General features: G+C 48.3%; 12 protein-coding genes. 7 read left to right on the top strand and 5 right to left on the bottom strand.

Annotated features, from left to right (window positions below; all coding sequences use genetic code 11):
* Positions 1-67 precede the first annotated feature (67 nt).
* Complete coding sequence (locus tag BMW71_RS05625) at positions 68-772, bottom strand: hypothetical protein (RefSeq protein WP_092170730.1); 705 nt, start codon at positions 770-772, stop codon at positions 68-70.
* Between the two features lie 421 nt (positions 773-1,193).
* Here BMW71_RS05625 and BMW71_RS05620 point away from each other — a divergent pair, with 421 nt between their 5' ends.
* Positions 1,194-2,030 (top strand): class I SAM-dependent methyltransferase, encoded by an 837-nt coding sequence (locus BMW71_RS05620; protein WP_092170727.1) that lies wholly within the window; start codon positions 1,194-1,196, stop codon positions 2,028-2,030.
* A 228-nt stretch (positions 2,031-2,258) separates the two neighbouring features.
* Here the strand turns inward: BMW71_RS05620 and BMW71_RS05615 are convergent, their stop codons facing one another.
* The 3 genes from BMW71_RS05615 to BMW71_RS05605 form a co-directional block, all read right to left on the bottom strand.
* On the bottom strand, positions 2,259-2,819 hold the full coding sequence (locus tag BMW71_RS05615) for a gluconate 2-dehydrogenase subunit 3 family protein (RefSeq protein ID WP_092172702.1): 561 nt from the start codon (positions 2,817-2,819) through the stop codon (positions 2,259-2,261).
* Between the two features lie 28 nt (positions 2,820-2,847).
* On the bottom strand, positions 2,848-4,527 hold the full coding sequence (locus BMW71_RS05610; protein WP_092170725.1) for a GMC oxidoreductase: 1,680 nt from the start codon (positions 4,525-4,527) through the stop codon (positions 2,848-2,850).
* Between the two features lie 127 nt (positions 4,528-4,654).
* Positions 4,655-5,935, bottom strand: coding sequence for an MFS transporter (locus BMW71_RS05605; RefSeq protein ID WP_092170722.1), 1,281 nt, complete (start codon positions 5,933-5,935; stop codon positions 4,655-4,657).
* A gap of 237 nt (positions 5,936-6,172) precedes the next feature.
* Between BMW71_RS05605 and BMW71_RS05600 the strand changes: the two genes are divergently transcribed.
* From BMW71_RS05600 to BMW71_RS05585, 4 genes are read left to right on the top strand one after another with little or no spacing between them, the layout of a single operon-like run.
* Positions 6,173-7,339, top strand: coding sequence for a Gfo/Idh/MocA family protein (locus BMW71_RS05600; protein ID WP_092170719.1), 1,167 nt, complete (start codon positions 6,173-6,175; stop codon positions 7,337-7,339).
* A 14-nt stretch (positions 7,340-7,353) separates the two neighbouring features.
* On the top strand, positions 7,354-8,409 hold the full coding sequence (locus BMW71_RS05595; RefSeq protein WP_092170717.1) for a sugar phosphate isomerase/epimerase family protein: 1,056 nt from the start codon (positions 7,354-7,356) through the stop codon (positions 8,407-8,409).
* A 17-nt stretch (positions 8,410-8,426) separates the two neighbouring features.
* On the top strand, positions 8,427-8,855 hold the full coding sequence (locus BMW71_RS05590) for a c-type cytochrome (protein ID WP_092170714.1): 429 nt from the start codon (positions 8,427-8,429) through the stop codon (positions 8,853-8,855).
* Between the two features lie 4 nt (positions 8,856-8,859).
* The gene (locus BMW71_RS05585; protein WP_092170711.1) at positions 8,860-9,597 is read left to right on the top strand and encodes a 3-keto-disaccharide hydrolase; all 738 of its coding nucleotides are present in this window, start codon (positions 8,860-8,862) and stop codon (positions 9,595-9,597) included.
* 493 nt (positions 9,598-10,090) lie between these two features.
* Here BMW71_RS05585 and BMW71_RS05580 read toward each other — a convergent pair whose 3' ends face one another.
* Complete coding sequence (locus tag BMW71_RS05580) at positions 10,091-12,325, bottom strand: NADP-dependent isocitrate dehydrogenase (protein ID WP_092170708.1); 2,235 nt, start codon at positions 12,323-12,325, stop codon at positions 10,091-10,093.
* Positions 12,326-12,485: 160 nt separating this feature from the next.
* Between BMW71_RS05580 and BMW71_RS05575 the strand changes: the two genes are divergently transcribed.
* Positions 12,486-13,028, top strand: a complete 543-nt coding sequence (locus BMW71_RS05575; RefSeq protein ID WP_143057561.1) for a CAP domain-containing protein — start codon at positions 12,486-12,488, stop codon at positions 13,026-13,028.
* 904 nt (positions 13,029-13,932) lie between these two features.
* Positions 13,933-14,970, top strand: coding sequence for an AAA family ATPase (locus tag BMW71_RS05565; RefSeq protein ID WP_244891094.1), 1,038 nt, complete (start codon positions 13,933-13,935; stop codon positions 14,968-14,970).
* Positions 14,971-15,489 lie beyond the last annotated feature (519 nt).

Here is a 15,489-nt window from a genome sequence, read left to right as displayed (position 1 = left end):
TTGGGTGCGGAATCTACTACCCGCGCTCCACGTGCAGGCCGATAGCTGCGTATTTCACCAGAAACATTCAATTTTCTTCCGTTGGGGATTCTTCTGCCATTTCTACCATGGATAGGATTTCACCGGGAGACAGGTAGAGGGTTTCTATCTTCTTTTTGTAGTCCAGCGGGATTTTTTCGTGATTCAGCACAAAGTTTTTTGTGGCGATAATTTTCTCCCCCAGGCCGTAAGCGACGGCATAGCTGTCTGCAGCGATCTCCGCCTCGGAAATAAAGGTATTCGATAGGTAATATTTTACGCCGAAACCGAGCAAATTGAATGCACTTCGATCAAGATAGTCTTTGATGTGACCGAGTTCGTGGCCAATCCATCCCAGAAGCACGTCCTTGGGTAGGCTTTCAATCGGCAGGGTTTCGTCCTCCAGGGCAAGGTATCGACTGATTTTGATACGATACCCTCTGTTTTGCTTATTTTGAAAGAGTAGCGAAGAAATTTTGGGCTGCGCTTGCATCACGGAGCCGTGTATGGCGTTTTTAAACTGAAAATCAATTTCGGTATGAATCAAGTCTGGAAAATAAGACAAAGCTTCCAATGCCACCTGCCTGATTTCTTTTGGAATGGTTTTGTTTTTGGAGAAGCGTTCCAGGTCTCCCTTGTCGATCTCCGTTTTGGATGGGGGATTTATGGGCTCGTTTTTGTCGATCAGATCGCTGAAATTGTATATCAAAAGAAAATGAAGCGAAAACAGGGCATTCAGTACAAAATAGGTCATGTTTACAGCGTAATATTCATCGTCAGTTTAGCAATTATCACGTTCCTATCCAAAAAATAAGCCGAATAAAACGAAAATAGCTTACCAGAAAGCGGGGCTATTGGTAGGCTTGCGAAGCCACACAGTACTCCGATTAGATGAGCCAGGCTTTGTCAACGGATCTTCTTTCTCTTTGGATTTAATGCTGGGACCTAGATCTTTATTGGTATGGTACGCGTGTTGAAGGGTAGACAGATTTTTATTTGCCTATTTCAGATTATCAAGGATAAAAAGTTTATCTTTAAACACACAGATCGAAAAGTAGTTGATTCACCCGTTTCGAGTGAGGCAGGAGCACATGCAATAATGCAAGAAAAGAGCTCTTTCCTGCCTGAGGAAGATCCGGCCGGTTCCTTTCGTGTCACCCAAAATAGTTTACTCCATGGCAAAAAAAGTCGATTCGAAAGAAGTAGGCCTAGAGCTGGGTTTTCTGGTCTTTAAATTCTTTTTGAAATCGGAATACCTGCATTACGGGTATTTCAGCGACGGGCTGGAAGCGGATGTCGCCCAACTGAATGAAGCGCAGAAACGCTATAATGAGCTTATATTTTCCTGCATTCCTGAGGGAGTGAAAACGATTCTGGATGTGGGATGCGGTTCAGGAAAAATGGCAGAGGAGTTGATTCATAGGGGATATACGGTCGACTGTGTTTCGCCTTCCGCTTCACTTAACAAAATCGCGGAAGAATTGCTCTCCGGCAAGGGAAAGGTGTACACCAGTAAATTTGAAACCTACGAAAGCAGCGACAAATACGATCTGATCATGTTTAACGAGAGCTTTCAGTACATCCCCATCGATGAATCCATTCTGCGGGCACTCAGTTTTTTGAACAAAGGCGGGTACATCCTGCTTGCGGATTTCTTCCGCAGGCCTATACCGGGAAAGCATCCCATCGGAGGAGGCCATGAATGGACCGAGTGGGAGCGTAAATTGCCCACTTTTGATGTCGACATACTGCTCGAAAAGGACATTACCGAAGAAACTTCCAAAACGATTGAGGTGGTCAACCAATTTACCAATGAGGTGGTCCACCCCGTGTGGAAGGCAGGTTTTCTGCTCGCGGAAGACAGGTTTCCACTGTTGATGAAGCTGGTAAAATGGAAGTACAGGAAGAAATTAGCCAAGATGGAAAACAAGCACTTCACCAATCAACGAAATGGGGCAAATTTTGCTACCTATAAAAAGTACGTCCTGTGCCTGCTTCAGGCTAAAACATGAAAAATAAAAAAAACGCATCCAATAAACCAATGGGTTCGGGTTTAGTAGATTCTCGCGTAGGTTCGGACAGACCTTTTTGTACCAATCAGGAGCGCTAAAAGTGGAAGGAATGGAGGCTTTCCCGACTCATTCTGACGAAGGGCAGCACAGCCCGTTCCTGGGCACAAAAAAGCGTAGCTCCCCGATAGGAAAGCTACGCTGGTTTACACGGTATTTGTTCAGATACGATTAGATGGCCCAGGCTTTGTCGCCCTTTTTGTACTCGATACAGGGATCGTACCTACCGGGCGTCTCAATGAAGCGGAGGGCCTGGGTGGCGCCCACTTCCGATGTGAAATAGCCCAAGAGTGTTAAATCCTTGATCATCAGTATGTAGTTGGGAGCGTTGTTCCCTTCGCCTGCCTGTTTCATGGCCGCTTTGTTAAGCTGATTCAGGAAGGCGGTTCGTTCTTCTACCGAAGCGTCCATAAATGCCTTTCCCGTTTCAGCTTTAAAATCGGCTTTCAGGCTGTTTAGCCCGTTGATAAAGGTTTTTTGCTGTTCTTCGGTATAGGTATCCTTTACCATCATGGCCATAAAGCCACCGATACCCGCAGCCTTGGCCCCGGGAGTGTCCGTTTCCGGAATAATGGCCTCGCCGATTTCATCCATGTAAGCGAGCTCTTCCTCAGAAAAATCCAGGCCTTCAATTTGTTTTTCCGGGGCGCAACCGGTTAGGATTACGTTGGCTCCTACCATGGTGCCTCCCATCATAAGCACCACGCTTTTCAGGGCCTCTCTTCTATTCATTGCATTCATGTTGATTTCCTTTTGGGTGTTACAAATTACCTTTTTTCAGTTCTTTCACGGCAAAGTCAGCCGCACGGGCAGTCATCGCCATGTAAGTAAGGGATGGGTTTTGCGCAGCGGCAGATACCATGGCGGCACCGTCGGTGACAAATACGTTTTTGGCATCCCATACCTGGTTGTTTCCATTGAGCACGGAAGATTTGGGATCCCTTCCCATGCGGGCCGTACCCATTTCGTGAATTCCCTGTCCAAAGGTATACCCCCTGTCGTAGGTCGTGACATTCTTAACGCCGGCGGCTTCCAGCATTTCGGCCGCATCGTTCATCATGTCTACCCGCATTTTCGTTTCGTTATCGCGGATTTCGGCACTCATCTCCAACACGTACATGCCCCACTTGTCCTTTTCGGTTTTGCTGAGCTTGATGGTGTTGTCGTGGTAAGGAAGGATTTCTCCGAAGGCCGTCATTCCGATGGACCATGCGCCTGGTTCGGTAAGCTCTGCCTTCAGAGGCGCACCGAAGTCCAGTTCGGCCACGGTTCGGCTCCAGCCCTGCCGACTTGCGCCACCCTGATAGCCAAATCCGCGCAGGTAATCCCGGCTTTCATTTCCGGTGTTTCGGTAGCGGGGTACATAAAATCCGCCCGGACGTCTGCCGAAATAGTATTTGTCTTCGTATCCTTCCACGGTGCCGTTGGCACCAAGACGAAAATGGTGATCCATTACGTTATGGCCCAATTCCCCGGAGCTGCTACCTAGTCCTTCCGGCCAAATATCTGTCGCCGAACGCATCAAAACTGCAGTGGAGTTAAACGCAGAGGCGCAAAGAAATACGATTTTGGCGTCAAATTCGTAGGTTTGGTTGGTTTCCCCGTCCAGGACTTCTACGCCGGTGGCTTTTTTGGAGTCTTTGTCGTAGAGCAAGCGAGTAACGATCGACCAGGGTCGTAACGTCAGGTTTCCTGTGGCAACGGCAGCAGGAAGCGTGGACGACTGCGTACTGAAATACCCACCAAATGGACAACCCAGCGAACACTTGTTCCGGTATTGGCATCCAGGTCTTCCCGGCAGGGGTTGGGTAATGTTCGCTACCCGTGCATTGGTCATCACCCGGGAACCACCGAAATGATCTTTTATACGTCCGGCAATGTCTTTTTCCACGCAGTTGAGTGGGATGGCCGGCATAAATTCTCCATCTGGAAGTATATCCAGGCCGTCGCGGTTTCCAGATATGCCCGCAAATTTCTCCACATAGCTGTACCAGGGAGCCAGGTCGTTGTACCGAATCGGCCAGTCAACCGCGATGCCTTGCTTGGCATTGGCTTCAAAATCAATGTCTGCCCAACGATAACTTTGCCTTCCCCATAGCAGGGAGCGCCCGCCCACCTGATAGCCGCGAAACCAGGTAAACGGTTTCTTTTCAATGTAAGGCGATTCGTCTTCGTGTGCCCACCAGTCCAGATTGAGTTCGTTCAGCACGTAATCCCTGCGTAGGTTGGGGTGGTTTTCCAACATTTCAATCGTTCTTCTCCCTCTATGCGGTATTTCCCAGGGAGCTTTGGTAGCATTTTTATAATCCTGCACGTGTTTTACGTCCGGACCTCTTTCCAACAGAAGAACTTTCAATCCCTTCTCCGTGAGTTCCTTTGCCGCCCATCCGCCGCTGATTCCAGACCCAACGACAATAGCGTCATAACTTTGATTGGCCATATACTTTACTTGTTTATTTTAGGTAGTGCAATTATATTGATATTTTCAAAGAAAACGTTAGATTTTTTCCTTTTCCTCTTTTCCCTTTTCCCAATTTATAATTGCTCTAAATTAGGTTTATTTGTTTCTACTCTAAGGATAACTTGCTGGATTCCTGAATGTTTTTCTCCTGCTTTCGTAGCGCATTGGCTTTTCGAAAATCGTTGTCCGTAAAGGAAAATGTAAATAAGATGGTTACGACCAGGGCAATCCCGGAAGGGATCAGCCAAATTTTCTCCCACTGGTGTACAGTGCCATCAAAATACAGGTCGGAAACGATGCCGGCGATCCAAAAACCGATCAGCATGCCGATGCCATAGGTCGCTAGCGTAATCAATCCCTGGGCGGCACTTTTGTAGCGGGGGCCGGCTTTAGAATCGGTATAGATTTGCCCCGATACGAAGAAGAAATCGTAGCAAATGCCGTGCAGCGCAATGCCGATGAGCAAGAGGTAGGTCCCCTCGCCGGCATCGCCGAACGCAAACAGTACGTACCGCACAACCCAGGCCAACATGCCGACGATCAGCGTAACCTTGAGGCCAAACTTTCGGAAAAAGAAGGGCATGAGTAGCAGAAAAAGGACTTCCGACACCTGGCCGATGGTCATTTTTCCGGTTGGATTGGAAAGCCCCACCTCCGATAGAAAGGGGTTGGCATTTTGGTAGTAAAAGGCCAGTGGAATGCAAATCAGCACCGAAGACACGAAGAAAATAGCGAAGTCTTTGTCTTTAAGGAGTTTCAGGGCATCCAGGCCCAGCAGGTCGGAGAGTGTCTGTTTACCGGCGCGTTTGGTGGCGGGAGGGGTGGCCGGCAGGCTTAAGGCAAACAAGCCCAATACCACGGAAGAAATAGAGGCCATCAGGAACGTGTAGCGTAGCGCGCCTTCTCCGATGGCTCCCGGACTGTCCCACACAAAGAAATAACTGATCATCAGACCCGAGGCGATCCAGCCGATGGTACCCCATACCCGTATGCTGCTAAACTCGGTGGAGGGATCCTTCATTTGGCTGAAGGAAACCGAATTGGCCAGCGCAAGCGTGGGCATGTAAATGAGCATGTATACCAGTACAAAGGGGTAAAAGGCTGTGAAGCTGTCCGCCTGATACATTAAATACATCAGCACGGCTCCGAGCAGATGCAACACGCTGAGAATTTTTTCTGCATTGAAGTAGCGGTCGGCGATTAGTCCGATAATGAATGGAGCGATAATGGCACCAAACGACTGGGTGGAAAACGCGGCGGCGAGCTGCGCCCCGTTCGCTTCCAGGTTATTTCCCAGGAAGGTACCCAGGGTCACGTACCAGGAGCCCCAGACAAAAAACTCCAGAAACATCATTAGGGAAAGCTTAAAGCGGTTGGCAGTCGTCATGGTAGGTCGAATTATGTTTTTTGTCTGTTGAAAAGCGGTGGGTACCGACCTTCAAACTATTCTGGGAAATATTTAAAATTAAGCCAATTTAATGTAAATTTATCACTTCAGAAAGTAAGGAAACCAATTCCATGGTCCGTAGCTACGTTCGGTGGGGGACCTTGATTTCGCTTATTCCCTGAGAAATATAGACGTTATACAGGAACTTTAAAAACCAAAAAACCAAAGATTGGACTAATGAGCAACAGAAAACTTAAAATGGGCATGATCGGTGGCGGACCGGGCTCTTTTATCGGAGCCGTACACAGGATATCCGCTGCCATGGACGGAATGATCGAACTCGCCGCCGGGGCATTTAGCAGCAGTCCGGAAAAATCCGCCGAAACCGGTAAGGAACTGTTTTTGCCAGCAACGCGTGTCTATGGCTCCTACGACGAGATGTTTGAGAAAGAAAAGCAGTTGCCGGAAGAAGAACGAATTGATTTCGTTGCCATTGTTACGCCCAACCACGTTCACTTTGACCCAACCAAAAAAGCCCTGGAAAACGGCTTTCATGTGGTACTGGACAAGCCTATGACCTTTGATTACGAGGAAGCGAAAACCCTCAATAAAATCATCGAAGATACCGGCCTCCTTTTTTGCCTGACGCATACCTACACTGGGTACCCCATGGTAAAGGAAGCCCGACACCTGATCGCCTCGGGAGTCCTGGGGGAAATTCGGAAAGTATACGTGGAATACCCACAGGGCTGGCTGTGGACCAGTCTGGAAAAGACCGATTACAAACAAGCGATCTGGCGAACCGACCCGTCCAAAAGCGGCATTGCCAATTGCATGGGGGACATCGGTACGCATGCCTTCAACCTGGCGGAGTACGTTAGCGGGCTGAAGTTGACCAAGCTCTGCGCCGATCTAAACATTGTGGTGGAAGGCAGGACCCTGGACGATGACGGGGCAGTACTGCTCAAGTTCGACAACGGCGCCTCGGGCGTCTTGATGGCAACGCAAATAGCCACGGGTGCCGAAAACAATATCAAAATCCGGGTGTTTGGAGATAAGGCTGGTTTGGAATGGGAGCAGGACAATGCCAATACGCTGATTGTGCGGCACCCCGAAGCGCCCGATCAGATTTACCGTACCGGAGGGAACGTTCCCTATTTGTCCTCCTGGTCGATGGAAAACCTTCGGACCCCGGGCGGGCATCCGGAGGGCTACCTGGAAGCATTTGCCAATCTTTACCGTAACTTTACCCGCTGTCTGTACGCGCGCAAAAACGGGGAGACCCCCAAAAAGGAATGGGAAGACTTCCCCGGAGCGGAAGACGGACTGCGCGGCATGGCCTTTGTGGAACATGTGGTGAAAAGTGGGAAATCTAATGAAAAATGGACTAAATTTGAACTTTAAAACGACAAACCCTTATGAAAACCATTAAAGGACCCGCCTTATTTTTGGCTCAATTTGCGGACGATACCGCACCTTTTGATAACTTGAAAGACATCTGTACCTGGGCAGCGAGCATTGGCTACAAGGCCGTTCAAATCCCCACCTGGGATGCCCGGTTGATTGACCTGCAGCGAGCGGCAGAGGACATGGACTATGTCAGCGAAATCAAGGCTACCGTGAAAGAGGCGGGAGTGGAGATTTCGGATTTTTCTACCCACCTGCAGGGACAGTTGGTGGCGGTTCATCCTGCCTACAACGAACTATTCGACGCGTTTGCGCCCGCAGAACTTGCCGGGGATCTGAAAGGAAAGCAAAAGTGGGCCACCCAGCAGTTGATGTGGGCAGCCAAGGCTTCGAAAAACTTCGGCATGACCACGCATGCGACCTTTAGCGGGGCATTGATGTGGCATACCGTTTACCCCTGGCCTCAGCGACCCGCTGGTTTGGTGGATACCGGATTTGAGGAACTGGCGAAACGCTGGCTGCCCATTCTGGACGAGTTTGACAAGTATGGAGTGGACGTGTGTTATGAGTTGCACCCGGGCGAGGACCTACACGACGGGGTAACCTTCGAGCGTTTCCTGGAAAAAGTAAATCACCACAAACGCGCAAACATACTGTACGATCCCAGCCATTTTGTATTGCAGTGTCTGGATTACGTATCGTTTATCGATATTTACAAAGACCGGATCAAAATGTTTCACGTCAAAGATGCGGAATTTAATCCCACCGGCAGACAAGGTGTGTATGGCGGTTATTCCAGCTGGGTAGAACGCGCCGGAAGGTTCCGTTCCCTGGGTGACGGACAGGTGGATTTCAATGCTATTTTCAGCAAGTTATCGCAGTATGATTTTGACGGATGGGCCGTATTGGAATGGGAATGTGCCTTGAAACACCCGGAAAACGGTGCCATCGAAGGAGCCAAATTTATTAGTGAAAAAATCATTCGCGTCACTGAGAAAACCTTTGACGACTTTGCTTCTACGGGAGCGGACGAAGGATTGAACAAGAAAATATTGGGAATCAATTAATCTATTTATAACAAACAATGAAGTTAAATCTTAAGTTAAGCCTGGCCCTCATTGCCGGTTCAATGATGGCTGTATCCTGTGGTGGTTCTGGCAGCAGTTCCGAATCCACTTCCTCTTCCAACACCCCTCCTGCACCTGAGCCTATAAAGGAAATCAGTCTGGAGGAAAAGTACAAAGACGATCCCATTTTCATCCGGGGTGTGGAATTGATGAAGCAGAACGACTGTCCCAGTTGCCACATGATCGAACGAAAAATCGTAGGCCCCTCCTATGCGGATGTAGCCGCGAAGTACGAAACGACGGACGAAAACGTGGAAATGCTTGCCGGACGGGTAATTGCCGGCAACGTGGGGGTCTGGGGAGAAATACCGATGCCCGCGCATCCGGCATTGTCCAAAGAAGATGCCGAAGACATGGTGCGTTATGTACTTTTGTTAAAAAAATAAGTCTATGAACAAACTACCGCTGTCGTTGGCGTTGGGCTCACTGCTGGTTTGGGGCTGCGGCCCCGGCACCCAGGAGAAAACCGCCTCTGACGAACAAATCGAAGAAATTATCGTGACGGAAGAAGAATGGATCAGCCTTTTTGACGGAAGCAGCCTTACCGGCTGGACCGGTTATGGAAAAGATCAGCCCGGAGAAGCCTGGGAAGCGGCAGACGGTGTGCTGTACTTTAACTCCGAAAAGAAGAAAAGTGGCACTACCGGTGGTGATTTGGTGACACGTGATTCCTACGGGGATTTCCACTTCCAGATAGAATGGAAGATTTCCGAAAACGGAAATAGTGGCATCATGTTTCATGTGCAAGACACCGGCAACTACGGTGCGCCGTACCATACGGGCCCGGAATACCAGTTGCTCGATAACGACGGCCACCGGGACGGGCAGATCGTGACACACCGCACCGGTGACTTGTACGACCTGATTGAATCCTCCGAGGAGGCCGCTAAACCGGTAGGTGAATGGAACCTTACGGAAATCAAAGTTGAAGACGGTCAACTCCAGTTCTTTCTCAACGGTGTAAAAACGGTAGAGACGACCCTTTGGGACGATGCCTGGAAAGCCATGGTGGCAGATAGCAAGTTCGCCCAATGGGAAGATTTTGCTACCTTCAAGGAAGGTAAAATTGCCTTGCAGGACCACAATGACGATGTCTGGTTCAGGAATATCCGCATCAAAAGATTGTGATACCCTATTCGTATAAGCTTAAAAAAGCCGCTGAACCAGCGGCTTTTTTTAAGTAATGAAAATAATATTTCGCCGCCCATTTTCCATTTTCGTAAAAAATCCCCCGGCCCCCTTTTTAGGGAGTTGGGTACGTCAGAATTTACGGACACGGAATCAACATAGAGTTCCTTCAGCCCGTTTTAATGGCGACAGTTCATCTTTAAATCAGCATTTCAGCTATTCCCTCCGCCGCGGCGGAGGGCAAGGGGGATTTTTCGAGATTCTTCAATTCATACCAGGTTGAATTTTAAATGGTAGACGTAATTAAATCCCCCTTTTTGCCTCCCCCGCGGTGGAGGGATTTGGATACGTAAGGATTAAATACCTTAGGATTTCCTCAGCCCGTTGCAATGGCGACAATTCAACACCACTGCTCCTGGTTTTTCTATACAAACGCAAAAAGCCGCTGATTTCAGCGGCTTTTTGAATTTGCAATTACATGGACTTCACAGGCCTATGCGACAATGGCCTCCAAAATCTTGTTCAGCGTAGCACTGGGCCGCATCAATTTTGCGGTCTTTTCCCCATCCGGCCGGAAATAACCACCGATATCCATAGGCTTACCCTGAGCAGCAATCAATTCCTCATTGATGGCTTTTTCTTTCTCTACCATTTCTTCGGCCACCGGACCAAATATTTTTTTCAAGGCTTCGTCTTCCTCCTGATTGGCCAGGGCTTCAGCCCAGTACATGGCCAGGTAGAAATGACTGCCCCGGTTGTCTATCTCATTTACTTTTCTGGAAGGAGATTTGCCATTTTCCAAAAACTTGGCTGTGGCCTGATCCAGGGTTTTACCAAGTACCTTTGCCCGCTCGTTGGCAAAGGTATCGCCCAGGTGATCCAAGGATACGGCGAGTGCCAGAAATTCACCCAGCGAATCCCACCGCAGGTGTCCTTCTTCCACAAATTGCTGCACGTGCTTGGGCGCAGATCCACCCGCACCTGTTTCAAATAATCCTCCGCCATTCATCAAAGGAACGATGGAAAGCATCTTGGCACTGGTGCCCAGTTCCAGGATAGGGAACAAATCGGTAAGGTAATCCCGAAGCACATTTCCCGTAACGGAGATGGTATCCTTTCCAGCCTTGATCCTTTCCAGCGAGAATCTGGTTGCTTTCACGGGAGACATGATGCGAATATCCAGCCCCTCGGTTTCATGGTCTTTCAGGTAGGTCTCTACTTTCTGAATCAGCTGTGCATCGTGTGCACGGTCTATATCCAGCCAGAAGACGGCGGGTGCCCCGGTAGCTTTGGCGCGGTTGACGGCAAGTTTCACCCAGTCTTGTACCGGCGCATCTTTTACCTGGCACATCCTCCAGATATCTCCTTTTTCTACGGAATGTTCCAGTAGTATTTTTCCGCTATCGTCCGACACGGTCACGATGCCATCGGAAGCGATTTCGAAGGTTTTATCATGCGACCCGTACTCTTCGGCTTTTTGGGCCATTAGTCCCACATTGGGTACGGATCCCATGGTGGTGGGATCAAAGGCCCCGTTTTCCCGGCAGAAGTCGATGGTTTCCTGGTACACGCCGGCGTAAGAACGGTCCGGAATGACCGCCTTTGTATCCTGCAATTGGTTGTTTTTGTTCCACATCTGTCCACTGCTGCGGATCATGGCCGGCATGGAGGCATCGATGATCACGTCACTTGGCACGTGGAGGTTGGTGATGCCCTTGTCAGAATTGACCATGGCCAGGTCCGGACTGTCGGCATAGCAGGCCTCGATATCGGCTTCAATGGCTGTTCGTTTGTCCGCAGGCAATTTTTCCAGGGAGGCGATCAAATCGCCGAAACCGTTGTTTGGATCCACGCCCAACTCGTTGAGTGTTTCGGCATGTTTTTCAAAAACCGGCGCAAAGAAAACCGTCACGGCATGGCCAAAGATAATCGGATCCGACACCTTCATCATGGTGGCTTTCAGGTGCAGGGAAAACAAGACACCTTGTTTTTTGGCTTCGGCTTTTTGCTCTTGCAAAAACGCCCGAAGAATGCGGGTGCTCAGCACCGCGGCATCGATTATTTCGCCCTCCTGCAGTGCCAACCCGTCTTTAAGTGTGGTAACCTTTCCATCGGCCTGATGCAACTGAATGGAAACCTGGGTTGCTGCCGGGAGGGTCATGGATTTTTCACTGCCGTAAAAATCGCCTTCGCTCATGCTGGATACGTGGGACTTGCAGTCCGTTGACCATTTCCCCATGCTGTGGGGGTTTTTTCGGGCAAATTGCTTGACGGCCTGTGGCGCGCGACGGTCCGAATTTCCTTCCCGCAAAACGGGGTTCACAGCGGAGCCTTTAACTTTGTCGTATTTGGTTCGGATATTTTTTTCCTGTTCGTTTTTGGGATCGTCCGGATAGTCCGGAAGGGCATAGCCCTGGGACTGCAGTTCCTTGATCGCTGCCTTCAACTGAGGAATGGAGGCACTGATGTTGGGTAGTTTCACAATATTGGCCTCCGGCGTTTTGGCGATATCTCCTAATTCCGCCAGCGCATCGTTGATCCGCTGATCGGGTGTTAAAAATTCCGGGAAGGTGGCGATGATTCTTCCGGAAAGGGAGATATCCCGGGTTTCCACGACCACACCTGCCGAATCCGTAAACGCTTTGATGATGGGCAATAGGGAATAGGTGGCCAGGGCCGGTGCCTCATCGGTAAGGGTATAAAGAATTTTAGGGGTTTTGTCACTCATTATTTTTCGATTTCGTTAAAAATGAACGCCTGATTCAATTGAGGCGCTAAAATACGAAAAAAAACCGTATAAAATGACCGGAGGTGCAGAATGAACCAATTTTGTGAGGGGATAACATTTGTCACCCGGCTGCGTTAAGTCTTCCAAAAAAGATCACGGAATGACAGGGTATTTGATTCTCTTCTGGTGGCTTAGCTTCGGAGGACTTGCGCCCGGCAATCCGATCCGGATGCAGGACTCTCCGGAGGAAAAGGAGCTTTTTGATGCAATCAATGGTTACCGGGAAAGCAGGGGTCTTCCAACGGTCCCTTTTTCGGCGGCGTTGAGCAAGGTGGCAAAAGCCCACGCGCGGGACCTCATGGTAAACTACCGCCCAAACAAGCGCTGCAACCTGCATTCCTGGTCGGACCAGGGACCCTGGGAAGCTTGCTGCTACCGGGACAACCACAAGAACCCCGAATGCATGTGGAACAAGCCCCTTGAAATTGCGGGTTACACCAGCCCAGGCTACGAAATTGCGTATTGGCATTCTGCCGCTGCCAGTCCCGGTCATGCCTTGGAAATGTGGAAGAAAAGTCCCGGCCACCACGCCGTGCTGGCCAACCTGCCGCCCTTTAAAGCCGCCACCTGGAAAGCCATGGGCGTGGGCATTTACAAGCAATACGCGGTGGTTTGGTTTGGAGAGAAGGAAGAAAATCCCTAAACCCTTATAGAAAAAGGGCACCACAGATTACGCAATTTAACACAGATAAAAAAGACAAAAAAATGGGTCAATCCTGACACCTTAAAAATCCGTGAAAATCTGTGCGAATCCGTGGTGAAAAAAAAGGATGCACCACAGATTACTCAGATTAAAACAGATTAAAAAATGCGTGGAGAATGCTACTGAATGAGGTCAATCCTGACACCTAAAAAATCTGTGAAAATCTGTGCGAATCCGTGGTGAAAAAAAAGGATGCACCACAGATAGCTCAGATTAGCACAGATAAAACCAATGTTCTGGGTGAAGTATGCCACTTCACCCTGATATCTTCGCCATCGTTAATTGGAAAGACCCGCCAAAAAGCCATTTGCAATGGCTAAACGAACACTTTTCCAGGAATGATTTTCCTAACGTTCTGTCCATGGACCCGGCATTGCAAATGCCTCGCTGGCTTAAATTAGATAATCGTAAATTAGATAATATTAGGGATGTAGTTACAAACTATACCCAGCTCAGGGGTAAAAGAGAAAAAATCTGTGCGAATCCGTGGTGAAAAAGTGCGCCACCGATACCACAGATTCGCTGCAATAGGAAAACCCCGCCCGAGGAAGCTTTTCACGATCTGAATAGGACAAACGAGGTAAAAACCTTCAAGAGCTTATCCGCAGACTTCCCAAAATACTTTTTTAAGGTTGCATTATTTAAAATTGCTTTTTGTAAAAACTATTTCGTAATTTTACTTTTTGTAAAAATCAATCTATGGAAAGTCTGATTCGAAAATCTGAGCGTAAAGCCAGTTTCGTCAAAGAAAAAAAAAAGAAGATACCTCTATGGACAAATTAATTGGGAGCAAAAACTGATCATTGTTCTTGGCTACAGGGGTTCTGGCAAAACAACCCTTCTTTTGCAATACCTTTCTGCTATCCAAGGGAAACGTATTTATTTAAGTCTCGATGATTTTTATTTCGAAACCCATCGATTAATAGAAGCAGTAGCATCCCTTTACGCTATGGGTTACCGCATTTTCCTATTGGATGAAGTTCACCGGTACCTTTGGTGGTCAAAAGATCTCAAGCAGCTTTATGACGACTACGAGGACATTCAGGTAGTTGCGACAGGTTCTTCCATTCTTGATATTTCCAGGGGAAATGCGGATCTTTCCAGAAGAGCAGCGGTCTATCACCTACATGGATTGTCCTTCAGGGAATACCTTAATTTTGAGAAAAACACGAATTTGCCAATACTAGGTCTGGAAGAGATTATAAACCAGCACCATGTAGTGGCACCTGAACTTCTGGACACCTTTGATTTCCATTCAGATTTCCGGGATTACCTTAGTTTCGGCTATTTCCCTTATTTTTTAGAATCCAAAAAGGCCTACCATCAAAAATTGCAGCAAACCATCCAATTGGTCATTGATACAGATATTGCACCTTTTGAGGAACTGCAGCATGCTACGACACGACTATTGAAAAAGCTGCTTTTCGTCTTGAGCGAAAGCGTCCCTTTCACTCCCAACATCCAGAAATTGTCCCAAAAACTGGAGACCCCGCGGAATACCGTCTTAAGACTTCTGGATATATTGAACCAGGCGCAGATACTGCTCCTATTGCGATCTTTTACCAAAGGGGTAAGTTACCTTCAGAAGCCGGAAAAGATCTATTTGCAAAACCCCAACTTTATTTACCTCTTTTCTCCGACGATGGCCAATATAGGTAACGTACGTGAAACATTTTTCCTCAATCAACTTACAGCAGTTCATTCGGTGACGGCTCCCAGGTATGGCGACTTTATGGTCGATGATACCTATGTATTTGAGGTGGGTGGAGCTTCCAAAACCAGCGAACAGCTTCAGGGAGTCCCCCAGTCTTACCTGGCACTAGATATTGCCGGGGGGAGTAATCGGAGAATCCCCCTTTGGTTATTTGGTATGTTGTACTAGGAGAATCCCTGCCTGCAAATAGGATCGCAGCACAGATTCGCATAGAGTAAAGGTCAATTTTGGTATCTAAAAAATCCGTGAAAATCTGTGCGAATCCGTGGTGAAAAAAGTTGCACCACAGATTACGCAGATTCGCACAGATAAATAAAAGAAAAAATGGGTCAATTCTGGTACCTAAAAAATGGGTGAAAATAGGTGCGAATCCGTGGTGAAAAAAAAGCATGCACCACAGATTACTCAGATTAACACAGATTAAAGCAGGGGTGGCGGTACTATCTTTGGAGTCATAAACAGATAGAAACCGTCTAAAAGCCATTTGCAATGGCTAAACACACACGTTTCCAGGAATGATTTTCTAAACGCCCTATCCAAGGGACCCGGCATTGCAGATGGCTCAGATTCCGTACGTCAATGGAAAATAGGGATGTAATTGCAAACTCACCCAGTCTAGTAGGAGGGAGCTAGTGGCTTGATCCTGCTTCCAATTAACCCAAAATAATAGACCATGAAGGATTTATG

The organism is Cyclobacterium xiamenense (assembly GCF_900109255.1).
Classification (GTDB): Bacteria; Bacteroidota; Bacteroidia; order Cytophagales; family Cyclobacteriaceae; genus Cyclobacterium; species Cyclobacterium xiamenense.
This window is presented reverse-complemented; position numbering and strand designations above follow the sequence as displayed.

Bases quoted from the DNA above. Each gene is read 5' to 3' on its own strand.
- BMW71_RS05605 (WP_092170722.1), bottom strand. From the start codon at position 5,935: ATGACGACTGCCAACCGCTTTAAGCTTTCCCTAATGATGTTTCTGGAG.
- BMW71_RS05625 (WP_092170730.1), bottom strand. From the start codon at position 772: ATGACCTATTTTGTACTGAATGCCCTGTTTTCGCTTCATTTTCTTTTG.
- BMW71_RS05595 (WP_092170717.1), top strand. From the start codon at position 7,354: ATGAAAACCATTAAAGGACCCGCCTTATTTTTGGCTCAATTTGCGGAC.
- BMW71_RS05585 (WP_092170711.1), top strand. From the start codon at position 8,860: ATGAACAAACTACCGCTGTCGTTGGCGTTGGGCTCACTGCTGGTTTGG.
- BMW71_RS05610 (WP_092170725.1), bottom strand. From the start codon at position 4,527: ATGGCCAATCAAAGTTATGACGCTATTGTCGTTGGGTCTGGAATCAGC.
- BMW71_RS05590 (WP_092170714.1), top strand. From the start codon at position 8,427: ATGAAGTTAAATCTTAAGTTAAGCCTGGCCCTCATTGCCGGTTCAATG.
- BMW71_RS05580 (WP_092170708.1), bottom strand. From the start codon at position 12,325: ATGAGTGACAAAACCCCTAAAATTCTTTATACCCTTACCGATGAGGCA.
- BMW71_RS05615 (WP_092172702.1), bottom strand. From the start codon at position 2,819: ATGAATAGAAGAGAGGCCCTGAAAAGCGTGGTGCTTATGATGGGAGGC.
- BMW71_RS05575 (WP_143057561.1), top strand. From the start codon at position 12,486: ATGACAGGGTATTTGATTCTCTTCTGGTGGCTTAGCTTCGGAGGACTT.
- BMW71_RS05600 (WP_092170719.1), top strand. From the start codon at position 6,173: ATGAGCAACAGAAAACTTAAAATGGGCATGATCGGTGGCGGACCGGGC.
- BMW71_RS05620 (WP_092170727.1), top strand. From the start codon at position 1,194: ATGGCAAAAAAAGTCGATTCGAAAGAAGTAGGCCTAGAGCTGGGTTTT.